Below are 17,182 nucleotides of genomic sequence, written 5' to 3' on the forward strand. Positions count from 1 at the left end.
CATGATGCCGAGCTCCCCAGCGGGCAACATGGTGAATGATGTGTTACCTGTTGCAGGAGCTGTGCCAGTTTGAAAAATACAATTTTTTCAATATTTTAGAAGGTTTTTACCGGCTGCAGCCCTTACCAAAAGGGTGTTCTTGCCGCCCTTGAACTGCCGCCGCCCGGCAAATCTGGCCGGGTTGTCAACACTTCGTTAACCAACGGCGCCCATTGGTTAATGCACGAGACTTTTCCAACAGGGCGCGCTCATGGCCGACGTAGATGTAACCCCCGACGATGTGGCTGCTGATGCCGCTGGCGAAGGCGATGATGCGTCCGAAGAAGGTGGCAAGCGTAAGCTCTCCAAAAAGATGCTTATGATCATCGCTGGCGTGGGCGTTCTGTTTCTTGTCGGCGGCGGCGTTGGCGCTGCGTTCCTGCTTGGTTGGGTGGGCGGAGGTGAAAGTCCCGAAGAGATTGCCATTGAGCAAGCTCAGGCGCCGAAGTTCTATTATGACCTTCCCGAGATCACCGTGAACCTCGCCAATGCGGAGCGGCGTGCGCAATATCTCCGCCTCTTGGTGGCGCTGGAAATGTCGAACGAAGAAATTGGCGCGGTTATCGAGCCAAACCTGCCGCGCATCTTGGACGTCTTTCAAACATATCTGCGGGAGCTGCGCGTGTCTGATCTGGAAGGGTCCGCGGGCCTGTTTCGACTGAAGCACGAGCTTCAGCGCCGGATCAACTTGGCGATCTTTCCTGCGGAAATCGACGCCGTTCTGTTTCGTGAAATCATCGTTCAATAGGAGCCGATCATGATGGCTGAAGAAGACGATTTTGAAGATGATGACGACGCCGATGATATGGCGGCCCAATGGGCGGCTATGCTTGATGATGAGGATGAAGACGATTCTGAGTCCCAGCAGAAAGGCGCAGACCGTGTCCTAAGCCAGGATGAGATCGATAATCTGCTTGGCTTCAACGCTGAGCAAGGGCATGACGGCGAAACCTCTGGGGTACGCGCCATTATCAACTCGGCTTTGGTGTCTTATGAGCGCCTGCCGATGTTGGAGATCATCTTCGACAGGTTGGTGCGCCTGACGACAACAAGCTTGCGCAATTTCACCTCCGACAATGTGGAGGTGTCGCTCGATGGTATCACCTCGGTGCGTTTTGGTGACTATCTCAATTCTATCCCGCTGCCCGCCATTCTATCGGTGTTTAAGGCTGAAGAGTGGGACAATTTCGGGCTGATCACGGTTGATTCCAGTCTCATTTACTCCGTCATTGACGTGCTTTTGGGTGGCCGTCGCTCATCATCTTCTATGCGGGTTGAGGGCCGTCCTTACACCACCATCGAGATGAACCTTGTGCGGCGCATGGTCGAGGTTTTGATCAACGATGCCGAAGCAGCGTTTGCGCCGCTGTCCAAGGTTACCTTTAACGTTGACCGACTGGAGACCAACCCGCGCTTTGCCACCATTTGTCGGCCTGCCAACGCGGCTATTCTGGTTGAAATGCGCGTCGACATGGAAGATCGCGGTGGCAAGGTCGAGCTGCTCATTCCTTACGCCACCATCGAGCCCATTCGTGAACTTCTTCTGCAGATGTTCATGGGGGAGAAATTCGGGCGTGATTCCATTTGGGAAGGCCATCTGGCAACCGAAATCTATTCGGCCAAAATCGGCGTTGATGCCGTGATCTATGAAGAGATGATGCCGCTTTCCAAGGTGATGGACTTCAAAGAGGGGCAGACTTTGATGTTCGAGACGGCGCCAACTGATCCGATTTATTTGAAATGTGGCGAAACCATCATCACCGAAGGTCAACTTGGTCAGCGTGACCGCAACGTGGCCGTTCGCGTGATGAAAGATCTGCGCAAACCAAAAACAACATTGGCATCTTTTGAGCATGCCGAGCAGCCAAACCCTATGGAGTCGTGATGCTGAACCTTCCTCTAAGCCTGGTGATTGAAGGACTGGTGGCCATTCTTTTGGTGATCACCATCGGCTACTGCATCCTTCTCAATGGTCGTTTGAAGCGTTTGCGTGCTGATGAAGAAGGTCTACGCGCCACGATCGCTGAACTCTTGACTGCTACTGAGATTGCTGAACGAGCCATTCAAGGCCTTCGTACAACCTCAGCCCAGTGTGATCAGACCCTTGGTCAGCGTTTGCACCAGGCAGGACAAGTTTCAGATGAACTGTCCACCAAGCTGACCGCAGCCGGTGCCGTAGTGGAACGCCTCGGTAAAATGGCCGGGATCCCAATGGGGGAAGCGCCAGCAACAAAACCCGCTGCCAGGGCGGTGAAGCCAGCCCAACCTCAGCCAGCGCCAGTTCAGGCACCATCTATACAGGCCGTTCCAGCGCAGCAGGCTGCCAGCCCGAGCCGTCGTTTGGATGACGCCGCCCGGGCGTTGCAGGAACGTCTGCAGCGCGTGGCATCTTAGAAGTCTGGTTGGGGGAGCTTCACCATGCGTTCGATCCGTCTGCTGCCAATCGTCATTCTGACGTCGATGATGTTGCTCGGCATGAAAGGTTTTAACCTTGTTGCTGGGCCGGGTAACAGCGTTGGTGGTGTGGAAACCGCACGTGCCCAGGAAAGCGATGAGGGTGACGCTGTAGTGGTGGAGGATGCGGCTGATGATGCTGCCATGGCTGAAACTGAAGCTGCTATGGCTGATGCCGACATCAATGGTGACGCCGATGCCGACCCTGCTGGCGAAGCGCCGCTTATGGGCAATGGAAGCGGCACCACGGTCCAGGATCAGATTGAACTGCCCGTTGCAACGTCGCGCGAAGCGCTGCTTGAGCGTCTAGGCGAGCGGCGTGTTTTGATGGAAGAGCGCGAACAGGATCTGCGCGTACGTGAGCAGTTGCTTGCCGCTGCAGAACGCCGCTTGGAAGAGCGGCTTGCCGAGTTGGAGGCCCTCGAAGCGCGCGTCACGGCTGTGGCCGATGCTGAAGAAGAGCGGGAAAACGAAGAGATTGCGCGCCTTGTTCAGGTCTATTCGGCCATGCGCGCTAAGGATGCCGCGGCAATTTTCGATCTGCTTGATCTGCCCATATTGATGCAAGTTGCCAATGCGATGAACCCGCGCAAGATGGCTGATATTCTAGGTGAAATGAACACAGAGTCCGCCCGCAGGCTAACAATTGCTCTGGCTGGAATGCCCGTCCATGTGCCCACAGAAACCAGCGAAGCCCCCGGCGAATTGCCGCGCATTGAAGGTGTTCCCATTCAATAGGTTTCAGTAAGCGCTTCTTAAGGCGTGGAATTTAAGGTCATCGGATCGTTAGTCCGGTGATCTTTGCTGTGTTGAATCCGCGTTCCAAGCTGCACCTACATCGCACGCCTCAGCTGCCGCTTCTGGTAGGTCTGTTGAGTGTGCTTGTGCTTGCATGGATGGCTGTGTTGACAGGGAGCGCTCAAGCACAAGGTTTGCAAGCCGTTGCCGTTGCCGTGGCCGAACGCGAGCGCGATTTTGGCCGTTTGACTCTTGAGTTCCGTGATCGCCTTGATCTTCCACCTTATGAGATCGACGCTGAAAACGGTGTTTTGCGCATTGTCTTTGAAGAGGCCGTGGAGACCGATATTCGCGACGCCATGCGGGTGCTGTCAGATTTTGTGACCATCGCCCGTCAAGACCCTGATGGGCGCGCAATGCGATTTGGCCTGTCACGAGCGGTGCGGGTCAACACGATGGAAGCTGGTGAAACGCTGTTCATCGATTTCCTCCCCACCTCTTGGCAGGGTTTTCCACCGCCTCTGCCTGAAGAGGTTGTTCAGCGCCTTGCTGAGCGCGCGCAACAGGCCGCACGTGAAGCGGCTGAAGCCGAGCGTCGTCGTTTGCTTGGTGAGTTGGAGCCAGAGGTGACGCTGCGCGTCGGGGCTGCACCAACTTTCACCCGATACGCATTCAATTGGAACGTGCCATTCAATGTCGCTGTCTCCCAAACCGGACCGCAGGTTGTGTTGCAGTTCGACTATGATGTGCCGATTGATCTGACACCTGCCTTTGTTGACCAGCCCATAGAGTTGGAAGGTCTTGAGTACGAGCGTGATGGCGCAAGCCTCTCCGTCACGATGGATGTTCTCCCGGGCGCGGGCCTGCGCTGGTTTGAGGATGATCAACGCTTTATCATCGATTTGGAACGCGAAATCCCGCTTGAGATGGAAGGTATTGATCAAGCCGCGCTCGATCGTGTGATGGAAACGCTGTCGCCGCCCATAGAGGGTGTGAATGCTGGCACAACGCGGTTTTCAACCGTGGGACCGCGCGAAGAAGACGTGGTGGTGCCTCAGCCAGATGAAAGCGTTGCCAACGAGGTCAGCCCGCTTGATCCAGGTGATATCGGTCCGATGGCCGCATCGTCTGGCGATATGACAGAAGAGGTACCTGTTGCGCAGATGGCCGATGACCGTCTTCCCCCAACGGAAGATGACCTTCAGTCGCTCGCCATGCGCCCGGATGTCGCCTCGGCCCCTGTTCTACAGAGCGGGCGTTCTCCCGAAGTTGGTGAGCCCACAGGTGATGCTGTTGACCCGAATGTCATTCGTGTCGAGGTGCGGATGGATGGCGATGCAACGCGTCTTATCTTCCCGTTTACGCAGCCAACGCCAGCTGCCGCATTCCGTCGCGAGTCCTTCGTTACGCTCGTTTTTGAGAATCCGATCCCTTTTGACCTGCGTGCTATGCGCTCAGAGCTCAATGATCTGGTGCGGTCCATTCAGCCTGCACGGGTGAATGACCTCAATCTGATTCACCTCGAGCTGCATGAAGATGCCTTGGTTTCGATGGTTCCCAGCGGGGATCGTTGGGTTGTGGTGCTTGGTCCATCGGTTTTGGAACCACCTCAAGGCCTGGAGGTCGGGCGTGGCACGTTCCCGGACGGCAAGGCCTTTTTTGAAGTTTTGGGCGATGGCTTCGGCACCATGCGGCAGATCACGCACCCGCATGTGGGCGATGCCTTGTTTGTTGTACCGATGCTCGGCCCATCGCAAGGTGCACTGTCGCGGCAAGAATTGGTGGAGTTTGACGTCTTGCCATCGGCCCATGGCTTGGTTGTGCGGCCCAACGTTGACGCGCTGACACTCGAAGCCGAACCGCAGCGCGTGGTTCTCTCCCGTGAGCAAGGACTAACTCTCTCTGAAGTTGGTTTGTCGTTGGGGTCGTTTGGGTTCTCTGCTGATGAGCGTCCAGGCTATTTCGATTTGCGGGCCTACGCCGGCGAGGGCCCCTCTGCCTTTAGTGGGCGTTACGAGGATTTCCAAAACTCCATCGCAGCCTCCGAAGGGGCCGTGCGCATAGAACGATTGATGGCGTTCGCGCGGTTTCTGCTCGCCTTTGACCTTGGCCAGGAGGCCAACGGAGCTTTGGACATTGTGCTGTCCGAAGCATCTTCGCTTGAGCATGATGCAGGCTATCTGATGGTTCGCGCGGCGGCCTTAACGTTGGCCCAGCGCAATGAGGAAGCCCGCGATATCGTCAACTCCCATGTCATGGATGGTGTGGTGGATGCCGGTTTCTGGGGTCTATTGGCCAACGCTGCCTTGCATGACTGGCCTGCGGTAAACTCTGCTTATGATGAAGTGGCGGCCCTTTTTGATGGGTATCCAGCATCGCTTGTGGCGCAGGCGCGTTTGGACGGTGTTGAAGCTGCTCTGCATGTGCGCGCCCTAGATCTGGCGACTGAGCGGCTCTCGCAGATCGACCCGTCCCGTCTTACTGGCAGTCCCAAAGAAGATCGGTTGGAGTTGCTGCAAGGCAGAGTTGCCCTGGCTAAAGGCCGAGATGACGACGCTCTTGGCGTATTCGACAAAGTTCGTGATGGTAATGAGGGGCCGCTCGGCGCACAGGCGACGTTGCTTGCCATTGAGACGCGGATTGCCAATGAGGAGATCAGTCTTGCAACAGGCCTTGATCAGCTGGAAAACTTGGCGGTCGCTTGGCGCGGTGACGACACCGAGGTTCGAACCCGGCGTTTGTTGGGTGAACTCTACGTGGAGCAAGGGCGTTACGCCGAAGCGCTTTCGGCTCTCAAAGGCATTTTGATCGCGCAACCCGACCATCCTGACGCGACCGACGTGTCGGATGATATGCAGGCGATTTTTGTCGATCTGTTTCTGAATGGCGAAGCTGATCAAATGGCGGCCATCGATGCGCTGACTCTGTTCTATGATTTTCGCGAGCTAACCCCGATCGGTCGCCGTGGCGATGAACTGGTTCGGCGTCTTGCTGAGCGTCTGGTGAGTATCGACTTGCTCGACCAAGCCGCTGATCTTCTTGAGCATCAGGTTGAAAACCGACTGACTGGAACGGCCAAAGCGCAAATTGCAGCTGACTTGGCGCTGATCTACCTGATGGATTACCGACCTTCTGAAGCCGTGGCTGTTCTTCAACGCTCGCGCGTATCGCAGGTGCCGCCATCGATTGAACGCGGTCGCCGGGTGATTGAAGCGCGGGCGCTATCAGAGCTGGGTCGCCACGAGTTGGCGCTGGAGATGCTGCGCAGCTTAGACGGCAGTGATGTCGATGCCGTGCGTGCTGATGTGCTGTGGAACGCTGAACGTTGGGTTGAGGCCGGAGAGGTTATCGAGCGCTCTCTTGCAGATCGTTGGAACGATCGTATTCCACTGGACGAAGACGAAATGCAGCAAGTGTTAAGGGCATCCATCGCCTTTGGTTTCGCCGGTGATGAGTATGCCTTGGAGCGTTTGCGCGCACGGTTTGACGGCAAAATGTCTGAAGGCATTTATGCAAGTGCGTTCGATGTTGTGACCGCGCCCATCGAGACGCAGGGCAGCGCGTTCCGCGATGTGGTGCGTGGTATCGCCAGCCTCAACACACTCAACCGGTTCTTGTCGGACTACCGCTCCACGTTCTCCTCTCAAACGGTTCCAAGCAGCCCACCAGGCGTTTGATGGCCAAAGGTTTGAGCAGTCTGGCTATAAGCCGGGCGGCGGCCCATAGCTTTGCACCAGCGATCCTGCCACCAGGTTCCAGCCGTCAACAAGCACGAAAAATATCAGTTTGAACGGCAGGGAGATGATCACTGGGGGTAGCATCATCATACCCATCGACATCAAAACCGATGCGACGACCAGATCGATGATGATGAACGGGACGAACAGCAAGAAGCCGATTTCGAAGGCCCGGCGCAACTCTGAGATCATGAAGGCCGGAACCAAAACGGTCAGCGGAATGGCTTCAGGGCCCTCGGGTGTGGGCGTTTGCGACAGATCGAGGAAGAGGCGCAGATCGTTCTCGCGCACATGAGCGCGCATGAACACGTGGAATGGTTCAGAGGCGCGCTCAAAGGCCTCGTCCAGTTCGATTGTTTCATCAATCAGCGGCTGGATACCGACGTCATAGGCCTCTTGAAAGGTTGGTGCCATAATGAAGGCTGTAAGAAACAGCGCTAGCGAGATGATCACCGTGTTAGGCGGCGCGGTTTGCAAGCCGATGGCCGTGCGCAGCAGTGACAGCACAACCACAATGCGCGTGAACGATGTTACCATCACCAGGATAGACGGCGCCAAAGACAGTATGGTGATCAGCAGAATGATCTGAACGGCGCGTTCGGTCACGCCGATATCATCGCCGAGTGAGATGGAGATGTCCTGGGCCATGCTCTGTGGCACTAAGGCCAAAAGAGATGCTAGCGCGAGCGGCAGGAGGGCCACAACAACCCACCCAACGCGTAATCTTGGTCGCTCAACCTCACCTATATTGTCGGCAGAATTTGCGTGAGCTGAACGTGTGTGGTTGTGCCGGTTTTCGCCGCTCACTTGGATTCAGGCTCGCCTGCGATCTCTCCGAGCAACCGCCGCATTTCGTCGTCCAGATCATCAGAAGACTTTTCAGTGCTGGCCTTACCGGAAGTATCCTCGGTCGATGCCGGTACGGGCTGAAGCTTGGACGAGATATCGACGGCTTGTTCTACCGGGTTCTCGTCAGCACCCTCAGTTGCTTCTTGTTCATCTGCTTTAGCCAGCGTCGTGGCGTTGGCGGCTGGGCCTCTGCTTGGAATGGTCACGGGGATGGGCGGATCATCACGGCCTGACAGTGCAACAGGGATGTCAGGCGCTGGTGCGGGTTCCGCTGCTGTCTCCGCCTCTCCGTCGGAAACTTTCGCCGCTTGATCGGCTTCGCCGCTCTCCTTGATATCGCGAACGCTCGATAGCTTAAGTGGATCTGCTGGTTCGCCCGCTTCAAGTTCACTCGACTTGGTTTCGGCTACGTCTTTGGGTGCCTCAACAGCCTCACTCTTTGCCGCCTCTGGGCTTGGTGCAGCTTCTTTCTCACTGTCACCATTGCCGGTGAGGGTGGAAAGGTCTGGCAGGTCGGGCATATCGGGCAGGGGTGGGAGATCAACGGCTGCAGGCGCATCGCCGTTGTTGGACGGTGTTTCGAAGCCATCCAGTTCGAGCGCCGCTTCCAGCTCGCGTTCCAAATCCAAATCGTCGATCGCTGCTGACGGTGGTGGAGAGGCCGTCGGTGTAGCAGCGGGGGTGTCTGGCTTTGGCGTTGATACGGATGCTGCTGGCGAGGCCGGCATTGGCTGTGCGGCCGCGGGCTCTGTTTTAAGCGAGTCAAGTTTGAGCGGGTCAGGTTTGGATGCTTCCGCAGCAGGACTTGCGACCGGCTTCGTTGGCTCTTTGGGCACAGGTGGTGCAGCGGCGGGTTCATCAAGCAACGAAGCGGATAGAGCTTCATCCAAGGAGCGATCCAGCGCAGCACGTTCGTCTTGGACGACAGGACTGATCACAGGTGGAGCGGCAGGTTCGTTTGCTTGTGTGCTTGGCGGTTTGGGTGGGGCGGCCTCTGCAGCTTTTGGTTTGGCTGCTGCGTCAGGTTTTGCCGCTGCCACTGTTGCTGCCGCGCCAACGGCACCTGCTGCAACGCCTGCAGCCGCCACGGCTGCGCTGGGCGAACTTGCCGGTGGGGGTGTCGGCTCGCGGTTTTCTTCTCCGGCTTTGGTGCGCAGCAAGGCAGAGGAGAACCGATTGGTTGTTCTGAAACGATCAGCAGGGCGAGCATAGGTTTCTTCCTCCTGCTTCTCTTGCGCTTTGCTGGCCTGCATGCGCGCCGCCAGCGGAATGCCGCCGACCATGGAACGTTCAATCACCTCATCGGAGTTGCCTCCAATCAGCAGGAGATGTTCCAGCTTGCCGTGACGCACCAAAACAAGCTTGCGCTTGGGGTCGATGGACAGTGTGTCGACCACCTGCAGCTCGGCCTCCTCGCCCTGGTGGCCTCCAAATCGTGCGCCGCCAAAGCGTTTGACAACCCAGGCCACCAAAAAGATCAGCGCGACAACAACGATCAAAGAAAGCCCAAACTGGGCGATGGTACCGCCGGTTTCGCCTAACTGTTCCTCGAACACACCGTACCCCTCCAACGCACACCACAGGCCTCCACGCGTCACATGTGTGAAGAGGCGCGTGCTGACCTCTTTAGCTGACCGGCCATTGCAGATGGCGCAGGTGCACCTTCTGCGATTCGGCAAGCTGTGATCGTAAGATTACTCAATTGAGCAAGGCTTGTCGTTAGGGGGTGGGTTTAAGCCCCCAACTTGTTGGCGCGAATTGTTGAGGTTTTCCAAGGGTTCACCTGTCACAGCGCTTGGCCGTTAACAGCTTGTTAACTGTGAACCCGGCACATTCTGCCCAGATTGATATGTCCCGTTAACCATAAACTCTTGGTGGCTTTGGCCCAATGCTTCGTAATCTGCCCTTCTTTTCGGCCCTGCGCACGCAAATGCAATGGCATTCTGCGCGCCAGTCTGTGCTGGCAGAAAACATTGCCAATGCTGACACGCCAGGCTTTCAAGCGCGCGATTTACAGCGCGTGAATCATGAAGCTCAGTTTTCGGTTGCCCGGCCCACGGCCACAGCGCCTGTCCGCACGGATGCCAAACACATCGCCGGGCGGCCTGTGACCGACACAACCGGGTTCGACAACAATCGCGAGCAAACGTTTGAAGTAACGCCGGAAGGCAACTCGGTGGTGCTGGAAGAAGAGGTCATGAAAATGACTGCCAACCAGCTCGATTATCAAACGGTGGCAACGCTTTACCAGAAATCCCTTGGCATGCTGCGCACGGCTGTTGGCCGTCGCTAGCGCTTAATTGAAGGACGGCATACATGGACTTCCTCAAAAGCTTGGTGACGGCAGCTTCGGGCCTGCAAGCTCAGTCTGGGCGCATGCGTATCATCGCTGAGAACATCGCGAACGCCGATTCAACGGCACAAACGCCAGAGGGTGACCCGTATCGTCGGCAAATCCCGACATTTCGCGCCTCTTTGGACCGAGAAATAAACTCGCGCATCGTTGAGTTGGGCCCGGTTCGCCCCGATCGCGGTGAGTTTCGTATGCGCTTTGATCCCAGCCATCCTGCTGCCAATGACGAAGGGTATGTCGCCATGCCCAACGTGAACCGCCTGGTGGAAGCCATGGACATGCGCAACGCGCAGCGCTCTTACGAAGCCAACCTCAATGTCGTGCAATCCACACGCCAGATGATCTCACGCACGCTTGATATTCTGCGCGTTTAGAAGGGTAGGCCGTCATGACCAGCATTCCAACCAACCAAGCCATTCAGGCCTATGCTCAAGCTGCCCAGGCGCTGTCTGGCAACGGGCAGAGTGGTGCGCAGGCCGCGAGCACCAGCCCATCAGATGGGTTTGGCGCCCTCATTGAACAGCAGGCCACCAACTTGGTCGATGAAGGGCGCGCTTTCGAAGCTGCCGGCATGGATTTGGTGCAAGGGCGAGCGGATGTTGTTGATGTTGTGACAGCGGTTGCCGAAACCGAGGTGCTGCTTGAAACCGTGGTGACCGTGCGTGACCGGGTGATCCAAGCCTATCAAGAAATTCTCCGCATGCCGATCTAAGGCCTGTGCTCCTTTGTTTCTAGGACGTTTCAATGACCGGACCTGAAGTGCTTGATGTTGCCCGCGATGGCGTCGTGACGCTGATCTATGTCTGCGGGCCAATGATGATCGTTGGTCTCGGGGTTGGTGTTGCCATTGGTCTTATCCAGGCGCTTACACAAATCCAGGAGATGACGTTGGTGTTCGTGCCGAAGATCATGGCGATCTTCGTCACCTTCATGCTCACCCTTCCGTTCATGGGCAGCCTCATGGCAGGCTACATGAACCGCGTCGCTGAACGAATCATCGCTGGTTAGGCCGGCTGCCATGGCTGAGCCAGTGTTGATGTCAGCATCCTTGATAGGCTCAGTCGTTGGACATTTCGCTCCTGCCAGATCTTGCTTGGCTCGCACTGCTGTTGTTCGCGCGGCTGGGCACCTTGTTTCTTCTGATGCCTGGCATTGGCGAGCAAACCGTTCCTGTGCGCGTGCGCTTGGTGATGGCTTTGGCGACGCTGTTGGTCGTCTATCCCACTGTTTCAGGGGTTCTTCCGCAGGTCCCACAAAGCGCCGTGGAAGTGTTTGGCCTGATTATCTGGGAAATCTTGATTGGGCTTGGCCTCGGGCTCGCGGTACGGTTCGTGCTTTCGGTAATGCAGGTCGCCGGCACCACCATAGCGTTCCAGATGGGGCTGGGTTTTGCGCTCAACGTCGATCCCTCGCAGGGGGTGCAAGGCGTGTTGCTGGGCAACTTTTTGGGCCTTTTGGGGATCACGTTGATCTTCCTGTCCGATCTTCATCACTTGGCGTTGGCAGGCATTGTGCGCAGTTACGACGTGTTTTCCGTCGGCAGCATCATTCCAATCGGCGATTTTACGCAGTACGCGCTGATGAGCGCGGCCAAGGCGTTCGAGGTGGCGATACAAATCTCCGCGCCCTTCATGGTGTTTGGCCTGATCTTTTATCTGGGGCTCGGCATTCTTTCTCGTCTTATGCCACAGTTGCAGATCTTCATGATCGCCATGCCGGTGAACATTTTGGGCGGGTTTATTCTTTTGGCGGCGATGCTCAGCGCGTTGATGGCGCTTTACATCGACCATGTGCGCGAGGTCATGTTGGTTCTTTTCCCGTCCTAGCGGTTAGAGCCAACAGGCCGCAGGAGGACTGATGGCGGAAGAAGCCGACCAGTCAGAAAAGACTGAGGACCCCTCCCATAAACGCTTAGAAGACGCGCACCAAAAGGGTGACGTTCCCAAGTCGCAAGAGCTTTCCTCCGCTTTTGTCTTACTTGGAGGCACGTTGGTGGTTGGCTTGATGGTGGGCCCCGCCATGGCCAAGCTAACGCCTTTGTTCGCCAATTTGATGCAGCAAGCGGCGTTGATACCCGTTGATGGCGGCGCCATTGTCGCGTTGACTGGCGCTTTTGGCCCGGCCATTGCCCTGGCTGTGGCGGTGCCGTTTTTGTTTTTGATGGCCATGGCTGTGCTAGGCAATGTGGTGCAGCACCGTCCTGTGCTTTCGGTTGAGCCCATCACGCCAAAGCTTTCAAAAATCTCGCCTGTGGCCGGTTTCAAGCGCTTGTTCTCAAGCGAGAGCCTGATGAACTTCATCAAAGGGCTTTTGAAAATCAGCCTGATTGGCGTGCTTATGGTGCTGATCTTGCTGCCACGGCGTGACGAGCTGGACGCTATCCTTTTCACGGACCTTCGCCAGTTCTTTCCTGCGATGCTTGATCTTGCTGTTGCTCTGTTGCTTGCCAGTGCCGCTGTGATGATTGTGATTGGCGTGGCCGACTATCTCTATCAGCGTCACCGCTGGTTTGAGCGTCAGAAAATGACGGTCAAAGAGGTGCGCGACGAGTACAAGCAGCAAGAGGGTGACCCAACGGTCAAAGCCAAGCTGCGACAGGTGCGTATGGAACGCTCGCGTAAGCGCATGATGGCTGCTGTGCCCGATGCGACTGTGGTGGTGACCAACCCGACCCATTTTGCTGTTGCCTTGAAGTATGAAAGCGGCATGCAAGCGCCCATCTGCGTGGCAAAAGGCGTTGATGCGCTGGCGCTCTCCATCCGCCAGGTCGCGCGTGAGCACGAGGTGACGATTGTTGAGAACCCGCCACTCGCCCGGGCGCTGCATGCTAGCGTTGATATCGATCAGTCGATCCCTGCTGAGTATTTTGAGGCCGTGGCCAAAGTGATCGGCTTTGTGATGCGCATGCGTGAGAAGCGCTCTGCCCGGCTTTGATCCCATCAATCACAGCTTTTGCTGCTGCTACGCTGGCCTGCGCTAGGCGAACCAGTATGTGCCGCGATAGTTTGGGCTGGCCGAATCGTTCGGTTTGCTTAAGCCTGCTTTCGTCTTTTTCTATGGTGCTTGCCGTTCTGTGACTGAGCCTTTGATTGATCTGCGCAATGCTGATGCGCCGCGTTTCTCGCGCAGCCGACAACGCCGATCGCTTGTCGTGCTCACCCTTATCAGCCTGCTCGCCTTGATGGTTTTCATCGGCTTTTCGGATATGGGCTCCAGTCCAACCGTTCTGCTGATGGTGCTGGGTGTGTTCGCTGCGCTGGGTATCGCGGCGCTTTTGGCGATGGTTCTTGGGTTTCTTCAGCTGTCTGGCCGTGCGCCGGCGCCGAGTTGGGCCGATCAGTTTATGGATGAAGATGCCCAAGGGGTTTTGTCCACCAGCGCACAAGGCCAGATTGTTTATGCCAACCGGGCGTATGGCACGCTGACCGGCGTGGATGACCCGCAGATGATCCGGCTGCCAGATCGTGTTTTTGGCACCGAAGCTGATGCCGCTGACACCATGTTCCAACTGTTGCGTACGGTGGCCGAGGGCAAGGTGGGAGAGGCCGATGTGCGCCTGGCGCGTGGGGCAACCGGGCAGGGGGCGCCACGTTGGTACCACGTGACCGCTCGGCCCTTGCCCGAAGACGGTGTGTCGGTTGCCTCCGTGGCGGACTTTGAGACACCCTATGGCGTGGTCTGGCGTATCGCCGATGTGACTGATGAGCGTGCGCGCCAGGAACAGGTGTTTCAGGATTTGCAGCAGGCGGTGGATTATCTGGACCATGCGCCCGCTGGATTTTTCTCATCCGATCCGGAAGGCACGATCAACTACATGAACGCCACGCTGGCGGCCTGGCTCGGCTACGATCTTGCGATGATCGACCAAACTGGCCTGACGCTGGATGAGCTGTTGGCTGGGGACGGGGCTGCGTTGCTCGCGGCGGCTCCAACCACCACCGATTTTGACGGGTTGGCAACGATCATTGATGTTGATCTGGTGCGCCGCGATGGGGCCCGGCTGCCGGTGCGTATTCATCATCGTGTGCCGATTTCAGTCGATGGTTCGCCGCGTGCTTCACGCACGTTGGTGATCAACCGGTCCAGCGGATTCGATGTCGATGAAAGTGTGCGGGCCGCTGAGGTGAAGTTCGCCCGCTTCTTTAATAATGCGCCGATTGCCATCGCTGTGGTAAACCGCGATGGCGCTCTGGTGCAGATGAACGCGCCCTTTGCTAGCCTCTTTCCAGAACAAGTGCCCGACGATGCCGCGCTCTCAGCGCATGAGGCATCCTCACCCAGCGCGGCCAAACTGGTGGAGCTTTTCTCAAACGAAGCCCGTGATGCTGTTCAGCGTGCACTGGATGATGCTGCTGCCCAACGTGGTCGTATGCGACCGGTTGATGTGGTGATTGGTCAGTCACCGGAACAGTCTGAACAACCGGGCATGCCTGATCTTGGCAATCAGATTTCCGCGCAGCTCTTTGTCTCCGCTGTTGGGGATGGCGCGGACACCGAAGCGCTGGTGTTTCTGATCGATACGACCGAGCAAAAAGCGCTGGAGCAGCAGTTCGCCCAGACCCAGAAGATGATGGCCTTTGGCCAGCTGGCCGGCGGGGTGGCGCACGACTTCAACAATATGCTGCAAGCCATTATGGGCAATGTGGATTTGTTGATGCTCAACCATCCTCCGTCTGACCCAAGCTATCGCTACATTTCGCCGATCCGCCAAAACTGTAACCGTGCGGCGGCTCTTGTGCGCCATCTGCTTGCCTTCTCCCGCAAACAGACCTTGCGCCCGCAAGTGATGCATATGGACGATGTGTTGTCTGATCTCTCCATGACGGTTGATCGCCTGGTGGGTGAAACAGTGAAGCTGGAGGTTGATATCTCCGGAGATGTTTGGCCCGTGATGGCCGATCTTACTCAGCTTGAAAATGTGCTGATCAATCTCGCCGTCAATGCTCGCGACGCGATGCCCGATGGTGGCAAGCTGACCATGACCACGCGCAATGTGATGCGTGAGGAGTGCGCCACATTCAACTTCAAGGGCTTGGAGGCTGCCGACTACGTTCTGGTATCGGTGACAGACACAGGCACCGGCATTGAGCCGGAGGTGATGGAGAAGATTTTCGAGCCGTTCTTCACCACCAAAGATGTCGGCAAAGGTACGGGGCTTGGGCTGGCAACCGTTTACGGCACCATTAAGCAGACGGGTGGCTATGTGTACCCTGAAAGCACGGTGGGTGAGGGCACCAGCTTCCATATCTTCCTTCCGCGCTATGTTGGCACTGAAGTTGCCGCCGTACAGGCCGCACAATCACAAAACCAGCCGCAAGAAGACCTAACAGGTGCTGCCAGTGTGTTGCTGGTTGAGGACGATGAGGGTGTGCGGATGGTGAACGCCACGCTGCTGCGTTCAGGTGGCTACACGGTGCATGAGGCCGATAGCGGTGTGGAAGCGCTTGAGGTGCTTGAAGAGTTTGGTGATGAGATCCAACTCATCGTCTCTGATGTGGTGATGCCAGAGATGGACGGCCCAACGCTGTTGCACGAAGCGCGCAGTCTTTATCCTGAGATGCGGTTCATTTTTGTCTCCGGCTATGCCGAGGACGCCTTTGCTAAAAACTTGCCGGATGATCAAGAGTTCACGTTCCTGGCTAAGCCCTTCTCGATGAAGGATTTTGCTGAGACAGTGAAACGCGTTTTGGCGAGCTAAGCGACTATCTTCAAAACGTTTGTTCCTATCTTGTTCACTGTGAACAAACATGGTACATACCCCCCATTGAGCGCACCAAATGCAGCCGGAAGGGTTTGCGTTGCGGGAATCGGCGCTGCGTGAAAAGAAGGGATATCTGGTATGGCGCAATCGACGCTTCGTTTGGTGGAAGGCAACGGTATGGATAAGAGCAAGGCGCTGGATGCAGCCCTCTCACAGATTGAGCGCTCGTTCGGCAAAGGCTCAATCATGAAGCTTGGTGCCGGTGAGGCGCTGGAGATCGAGGCGGTTTCTACGGGTTCCTTGGGCCTTGATATTGCGCTTGGGATTGGCGGTTTGCCGCGTGGCCGTGTGATTGAAATTTATGGCCCAGAATCCTCCGGTAAAACAACGCTTGCGCTACACACCATTGCAGAAGCCCAGAAGAAGGGTGGCATCTGCGCCTTCGTCGATGCAGAGCACGCGCTTGACCCGATTTACGCCCGCAAGTTGGGTGTCAATGTCGATGATCTTTTGGTCTCGCAACCTGATGCTGGTGAACAGGCCTTGGAGATTGCTGATACCTTAGTGCGTTCGGGCGCCGTGGATGTGCTGGTGGTCGACTCCGTTGCCGCGCTGACGCCACGCGCTGAGCTTGAGGGCGAGATGGGCGACAGTCTTCCTGGCATGCAGGCCCGCTTGATGAGCCAAGCACTGCGCAAGCTGACCGCATCGATTTCCAAATCGAACACGATGGTGATCTTCATCAACCAAATCCGGTTGAAGATCGGTGTGATGTTCGGCAACCCGGAGACCACAACAGGCGGTAATGCGCTGAAATTCTATGCCTCGGTACGTTTAGATATTCGCAGGATCGGCGCCATCAAGGATCGCGATGAGGTGGTGGGCAACCAGACACGTGTGAAGGTGGTGAAGAATAAGGTGGCTCCACCGTTTCGCCAAGTTGAGTTCGACATCATGTATGGCGAGGGCGTCTCAAAGATGGGCGAGCTGATCGATCTTGGTGTGAAGGCCGGGATCGTTGAGAAGTCCGGCGCTTGGTTTTCCTATGATAGCCAGCGTCTTGGTCAGGGTCGCGAGAATGCCAAGCAGTTCATGCGCGACAATCCCGATATTGCCGATGAGATTGAAGCGGCAATCCGCCAAAATGCCGGTTTGATTGCTGAGCAGATTTTGGAAGGCGAGCCGGTCAATGATGATGAGACTGACGCTCCGGACGATGGCAAAAGCGAGTAGGCACTCAGCCTAACCGGGTTGATCAGCAAACACTCTTTGGTTTGCTGGACAGCTTTCATCACCAGCTATAGATAACTT

15 protein-coding genes are annotated in these 17,182 nt (G+C 56.7%); 13 read left to right on the plus strand and 2 right to left on the minus strand.

Annotated elements, in window-relative coordinates; translation table 11 throughout:
• Positions 1–250 precede the first annotated feature (250 nt).
• The 5 genes from ABWH92_RS11525 to ABWH92_RS11545 all read left to right on the plus strand — a co-directional run bounded on the left by ABWH92_RS11525 (position 251) and on the right by ABWH92_RS11545 (position 6,908).
• Positions 251–787 carry a flagellar basal body-associated FliL family protein gene (locus tag ABWH92_RS11525; RefSeq protein WP_375568485.1) on the plus strand — a complete coding sequence of 179 codons (537 nt, stop codon included), beginning with the start codon at positions 251–253 and terminating at the stop codon, positions 785–787.
• A gap of 9 nt (positions 788–796) precedes the next feature.
• A complete protein-coding gene (gene fliM, locus ABWH92_RS11530; RefSeq protein WP_375568487.1) occupies positions 797–1,924 on the plus strand; it encodes a flagellar motor switch protein FliM in 1,128 nt (375 codons plus the stop codon).
• Complete coding sequence (locus ABWH92_RS11535; RefSeq protein ID WP_375568489.1) at positions 1,924–2,433, plus strand: DUF6468 domain-containing protein; 510 nt, start codon at positions 1,924–1,926, stop codon at positions 2,431–2,433. The genes fliM and ABWH92_RS11535 overlap by 1 nt, the downstream gene beginning before the upstream one ends.
• 24 nt (positions 2,434–2,457) lie before the next feature.
• Positions 2,458–3,231, plus strand: coding sequence for a MotE family protein (locus tag ABWH92_RS11540; protein ID WP_375568491.1), 774 nt, complete (start codon positions 2,458–2,460; stop codon positions 3,229–3,231).
• A 167-nt stretch (positions 3,232–3,398) separates the two neighbouring features.
• The gene (locus ABWH92_RS11545; protein ID WP_375568493.1) at positions 3,399–6,908 is read left to right on the plus strand and encodes a hypothetical protein; all 3,510 of its coding nucleotides are present in this window, start codon (positions 3,399–3,401) and stop codon (positions 6,906–6,908) included.
• A 24-nt stretch (positions 6,909–6,932) separates the two neighbouring features.
• Here the strand turns inward: ABWH92_RS11545 and fliP are convergent, their stop codons facing one another.
• Together fliP and ABWH92_RS11555 are read right to left on the minus strand one after the other, a co-directional pair.
• On the minus strand, positions 6,933–7,616 hold the full coding sequence (fliP, locus tag ABWH92_RS11550) for a flagellar type III secretion system pore protein FliP (RefSeq protein WP_375568495.1): 684 nt from the start codon (positions 7,614–7,616) through the stop codon (positions 6,933–6,935).
• A gap of 155 nt (positions 7,617–7,771) precedes the next feature.
• The gene (locus tag ABWH92_RS11555; RefSeq protein ID WP_375568497.1) at positions 7,772–9,373 is read right to left on the minus strand and encodes a flagellar biosynthetic protein FliO; all 1,602 of its coding nucleotides are present in this window, start codon (positions 9,371–9,373) and stop codon (positions 7,772–7,774) included.
• Positions 9,374–9,705: 332 nt separating this feature from the next.
• On the opposite strand from ABWH92_RS11555, the gene flgB reads away from it, so the two are divergent.
• The 8 genes from flgB (at position 9,706) to recA (ending at position 17,104) form a co-directional block, all read left to right on the plus strand.
• Positions 9,706–10,110, plus strand: a complete 405-nt coding sequence (gene flgB, locus ABWH92_RS11560; protein WP_375568499.1) for a flagellar basal body rod protein FlgB — start codon at positions 9,706–9,708, stop codon at positions 10,108–10,110.
• A 23-nt stretch (positions 10,111–10,133) separates the two neighbouring features.
• Complete coding sequence (gene flgC / locus ABWH92_RS11565; protein ID WP_375568501.1) at positions 10,134–10,544, plus strand: flagellar basal body rod protein FlgC; 411 nt, start codon at positions 10,134–10,136, stop codon at positions 10,542–10,544.
• A gap of 14 nt (positions 10,545–10,558) precedes the next feature.
• On the plus strand, positions 10,559–10,882 hold the full coding sequence (locus tag ABWH92_RS11570; protein ID WP_375568503.1) for a flagellar hook-basal body complex protein FliE: 324 nt from the start codon (positions 10,559–10,561) through the stop codon (positions 10,880–10,882).
• 32 nt (positions 10,883–10,914) lie between these two features.
• Positions 10,915–11,178, plus strand: coding sequence for a flagellar biosynthesis protein FliQ (gene fliQ / locus ABWH92_RS11575; protein WP_375568505.1), 264 nt, complete (start codon positions 10,915–10,917; stop codon positions 11,176–11,178).
• 56 nt (positions 11,179–11,234) lie between these two features.
• A complete protein-coding gene (fliR, locus tag ABWH92_RS11580; protein ID WP_375568507.1) occupies positions 11,235–11,996 on the plus strand; it encodes a flagellar biosynthetic protein FliR in 762 nt (253 codons plus the stop codon).
• 31 nt (positions 11,997–12,027) lie between these two features.
• Positions 12,028–13,104, plus strand: coding sequence for a flagellar biosynthesis protein FlhB (gene flhB, locus ABWH92_RS11585; RefSeq protein ID WP_375568509.1), 1,077 nt, complete (start codon positions 12,028–12,030; stop codon positions 13,102–13,104).
• Positions 13,105–13,243: 139 nt separating this feature from the next.
• Positions 13,244–15,868 carry a cell cycle histidine kinase CckA gene (gene cckA, locus ABWH92_RS11590; protein WP_375568511.1) on the plus strand — a complete coding sequence of 875 codons (2,625 nt, stop codon included), beginning with the start codon at positions 13,244–13,246 and terminating at the stop codon, positions 15,866–15,868.
• A 141-nt stretch (positions 15,869–16,009) separates the two neighbouring features.
• Positions 16,010–17,104, plus strand: coding sequence for a recombinase RecA (recA, locus tag ABWH92_RS11595; protein WP_375568513.1), 1,095 nt, complete (start codon positions 16,010–16,012; stop codon positions 17,102–17,104).
• Positions 17,105–17,182 lie beyond the last annotated feature (78 nt).

It is taken from the genome of Ahrensia marina (assembly GCF_042140245.1).
GTDB lineage: Bacteria > Pseudomonadota > Alphaproteobacteria > Rhizobiales > MH13 > MH13.

Excerpts from the sequence above, each read along its gene's own strand:
- ABWH92_RS11525 (WP_375568485.1), top strand. The coding sequence starts at position 251 with ATGGCCGACGTAGATGTAACCCCCGACGATGTGGCTGCTGATGCCGCT.
- fliM (WP_375568487.1), top strand. The coding sequence starts at position 797 with ATGATGGCTGAAGAAGACGATTTTGAAGATGATGACGACGCCGATGAT.
- ABWH92_RS11535 (WP_375568489.1), top strand. The coding sequence starts at position 1,924 with ATGCTGAACCTTCCTCTAAGCCTGGTGATTGAAGGACTGGTGGCCATT.
- ABWH92_RS11540 (WP_375568491.1), top strand. The coding sequence starts at position 2,458 with ATGCGTTCGATCCGTCTGCTGCCAATCGTCATTCTGACGTCGATGATG.
- fliP (WP_375568495.1), bottom strand. The coding sequence starts at position 7,616 with ATGGCCCAGGACATCTCCATCTCACTCGGCGATGATATCGGCGTGACC.
- flgB (WP_375568499.1), top strand. The coding sequence starts at position 9,706 with ATGCTTCGTAATCTGCCCTTCTTTTCGGCCCTGCGCACGCAAATGCAA.
- flgC (WP_375568501.1), top strand. The coding sequence starts at position 10,134 with ATGGACTTCCTCAAAAGCTTGGTGACGGCAGCTTCGGGCCTGCAAGCT.
- ABWH92_RS11570 (WP_375568503.1), top strand. The coding sequence starts at position 10,559 with ATGACCAGCATTCCAACCAACCAAGCCATTCAGGCCTATGCTCAAGCT.
- fliQ (WP_375568505.1), top strand. The coding sequence starts at position 10,915 with ATGACCGGACCTGAAGTGCTTGATGTTGCCCGCGATGGCGTCGTGACG.
- flhB (WP_375568509.1), top strand. The coding sequence starts at position 12,028 with ATGGCGGAAGAAGCCGACCAGTCAGAAAAGACTGAGGACCCCTCCCAT.
- recA (WP_375568513.1), top strand. The coding sequence starts at position 16,010 with ATGGCGCAATCGACGCTTCGTTTGGTGGAAGGCAACGGTATGGATAAG.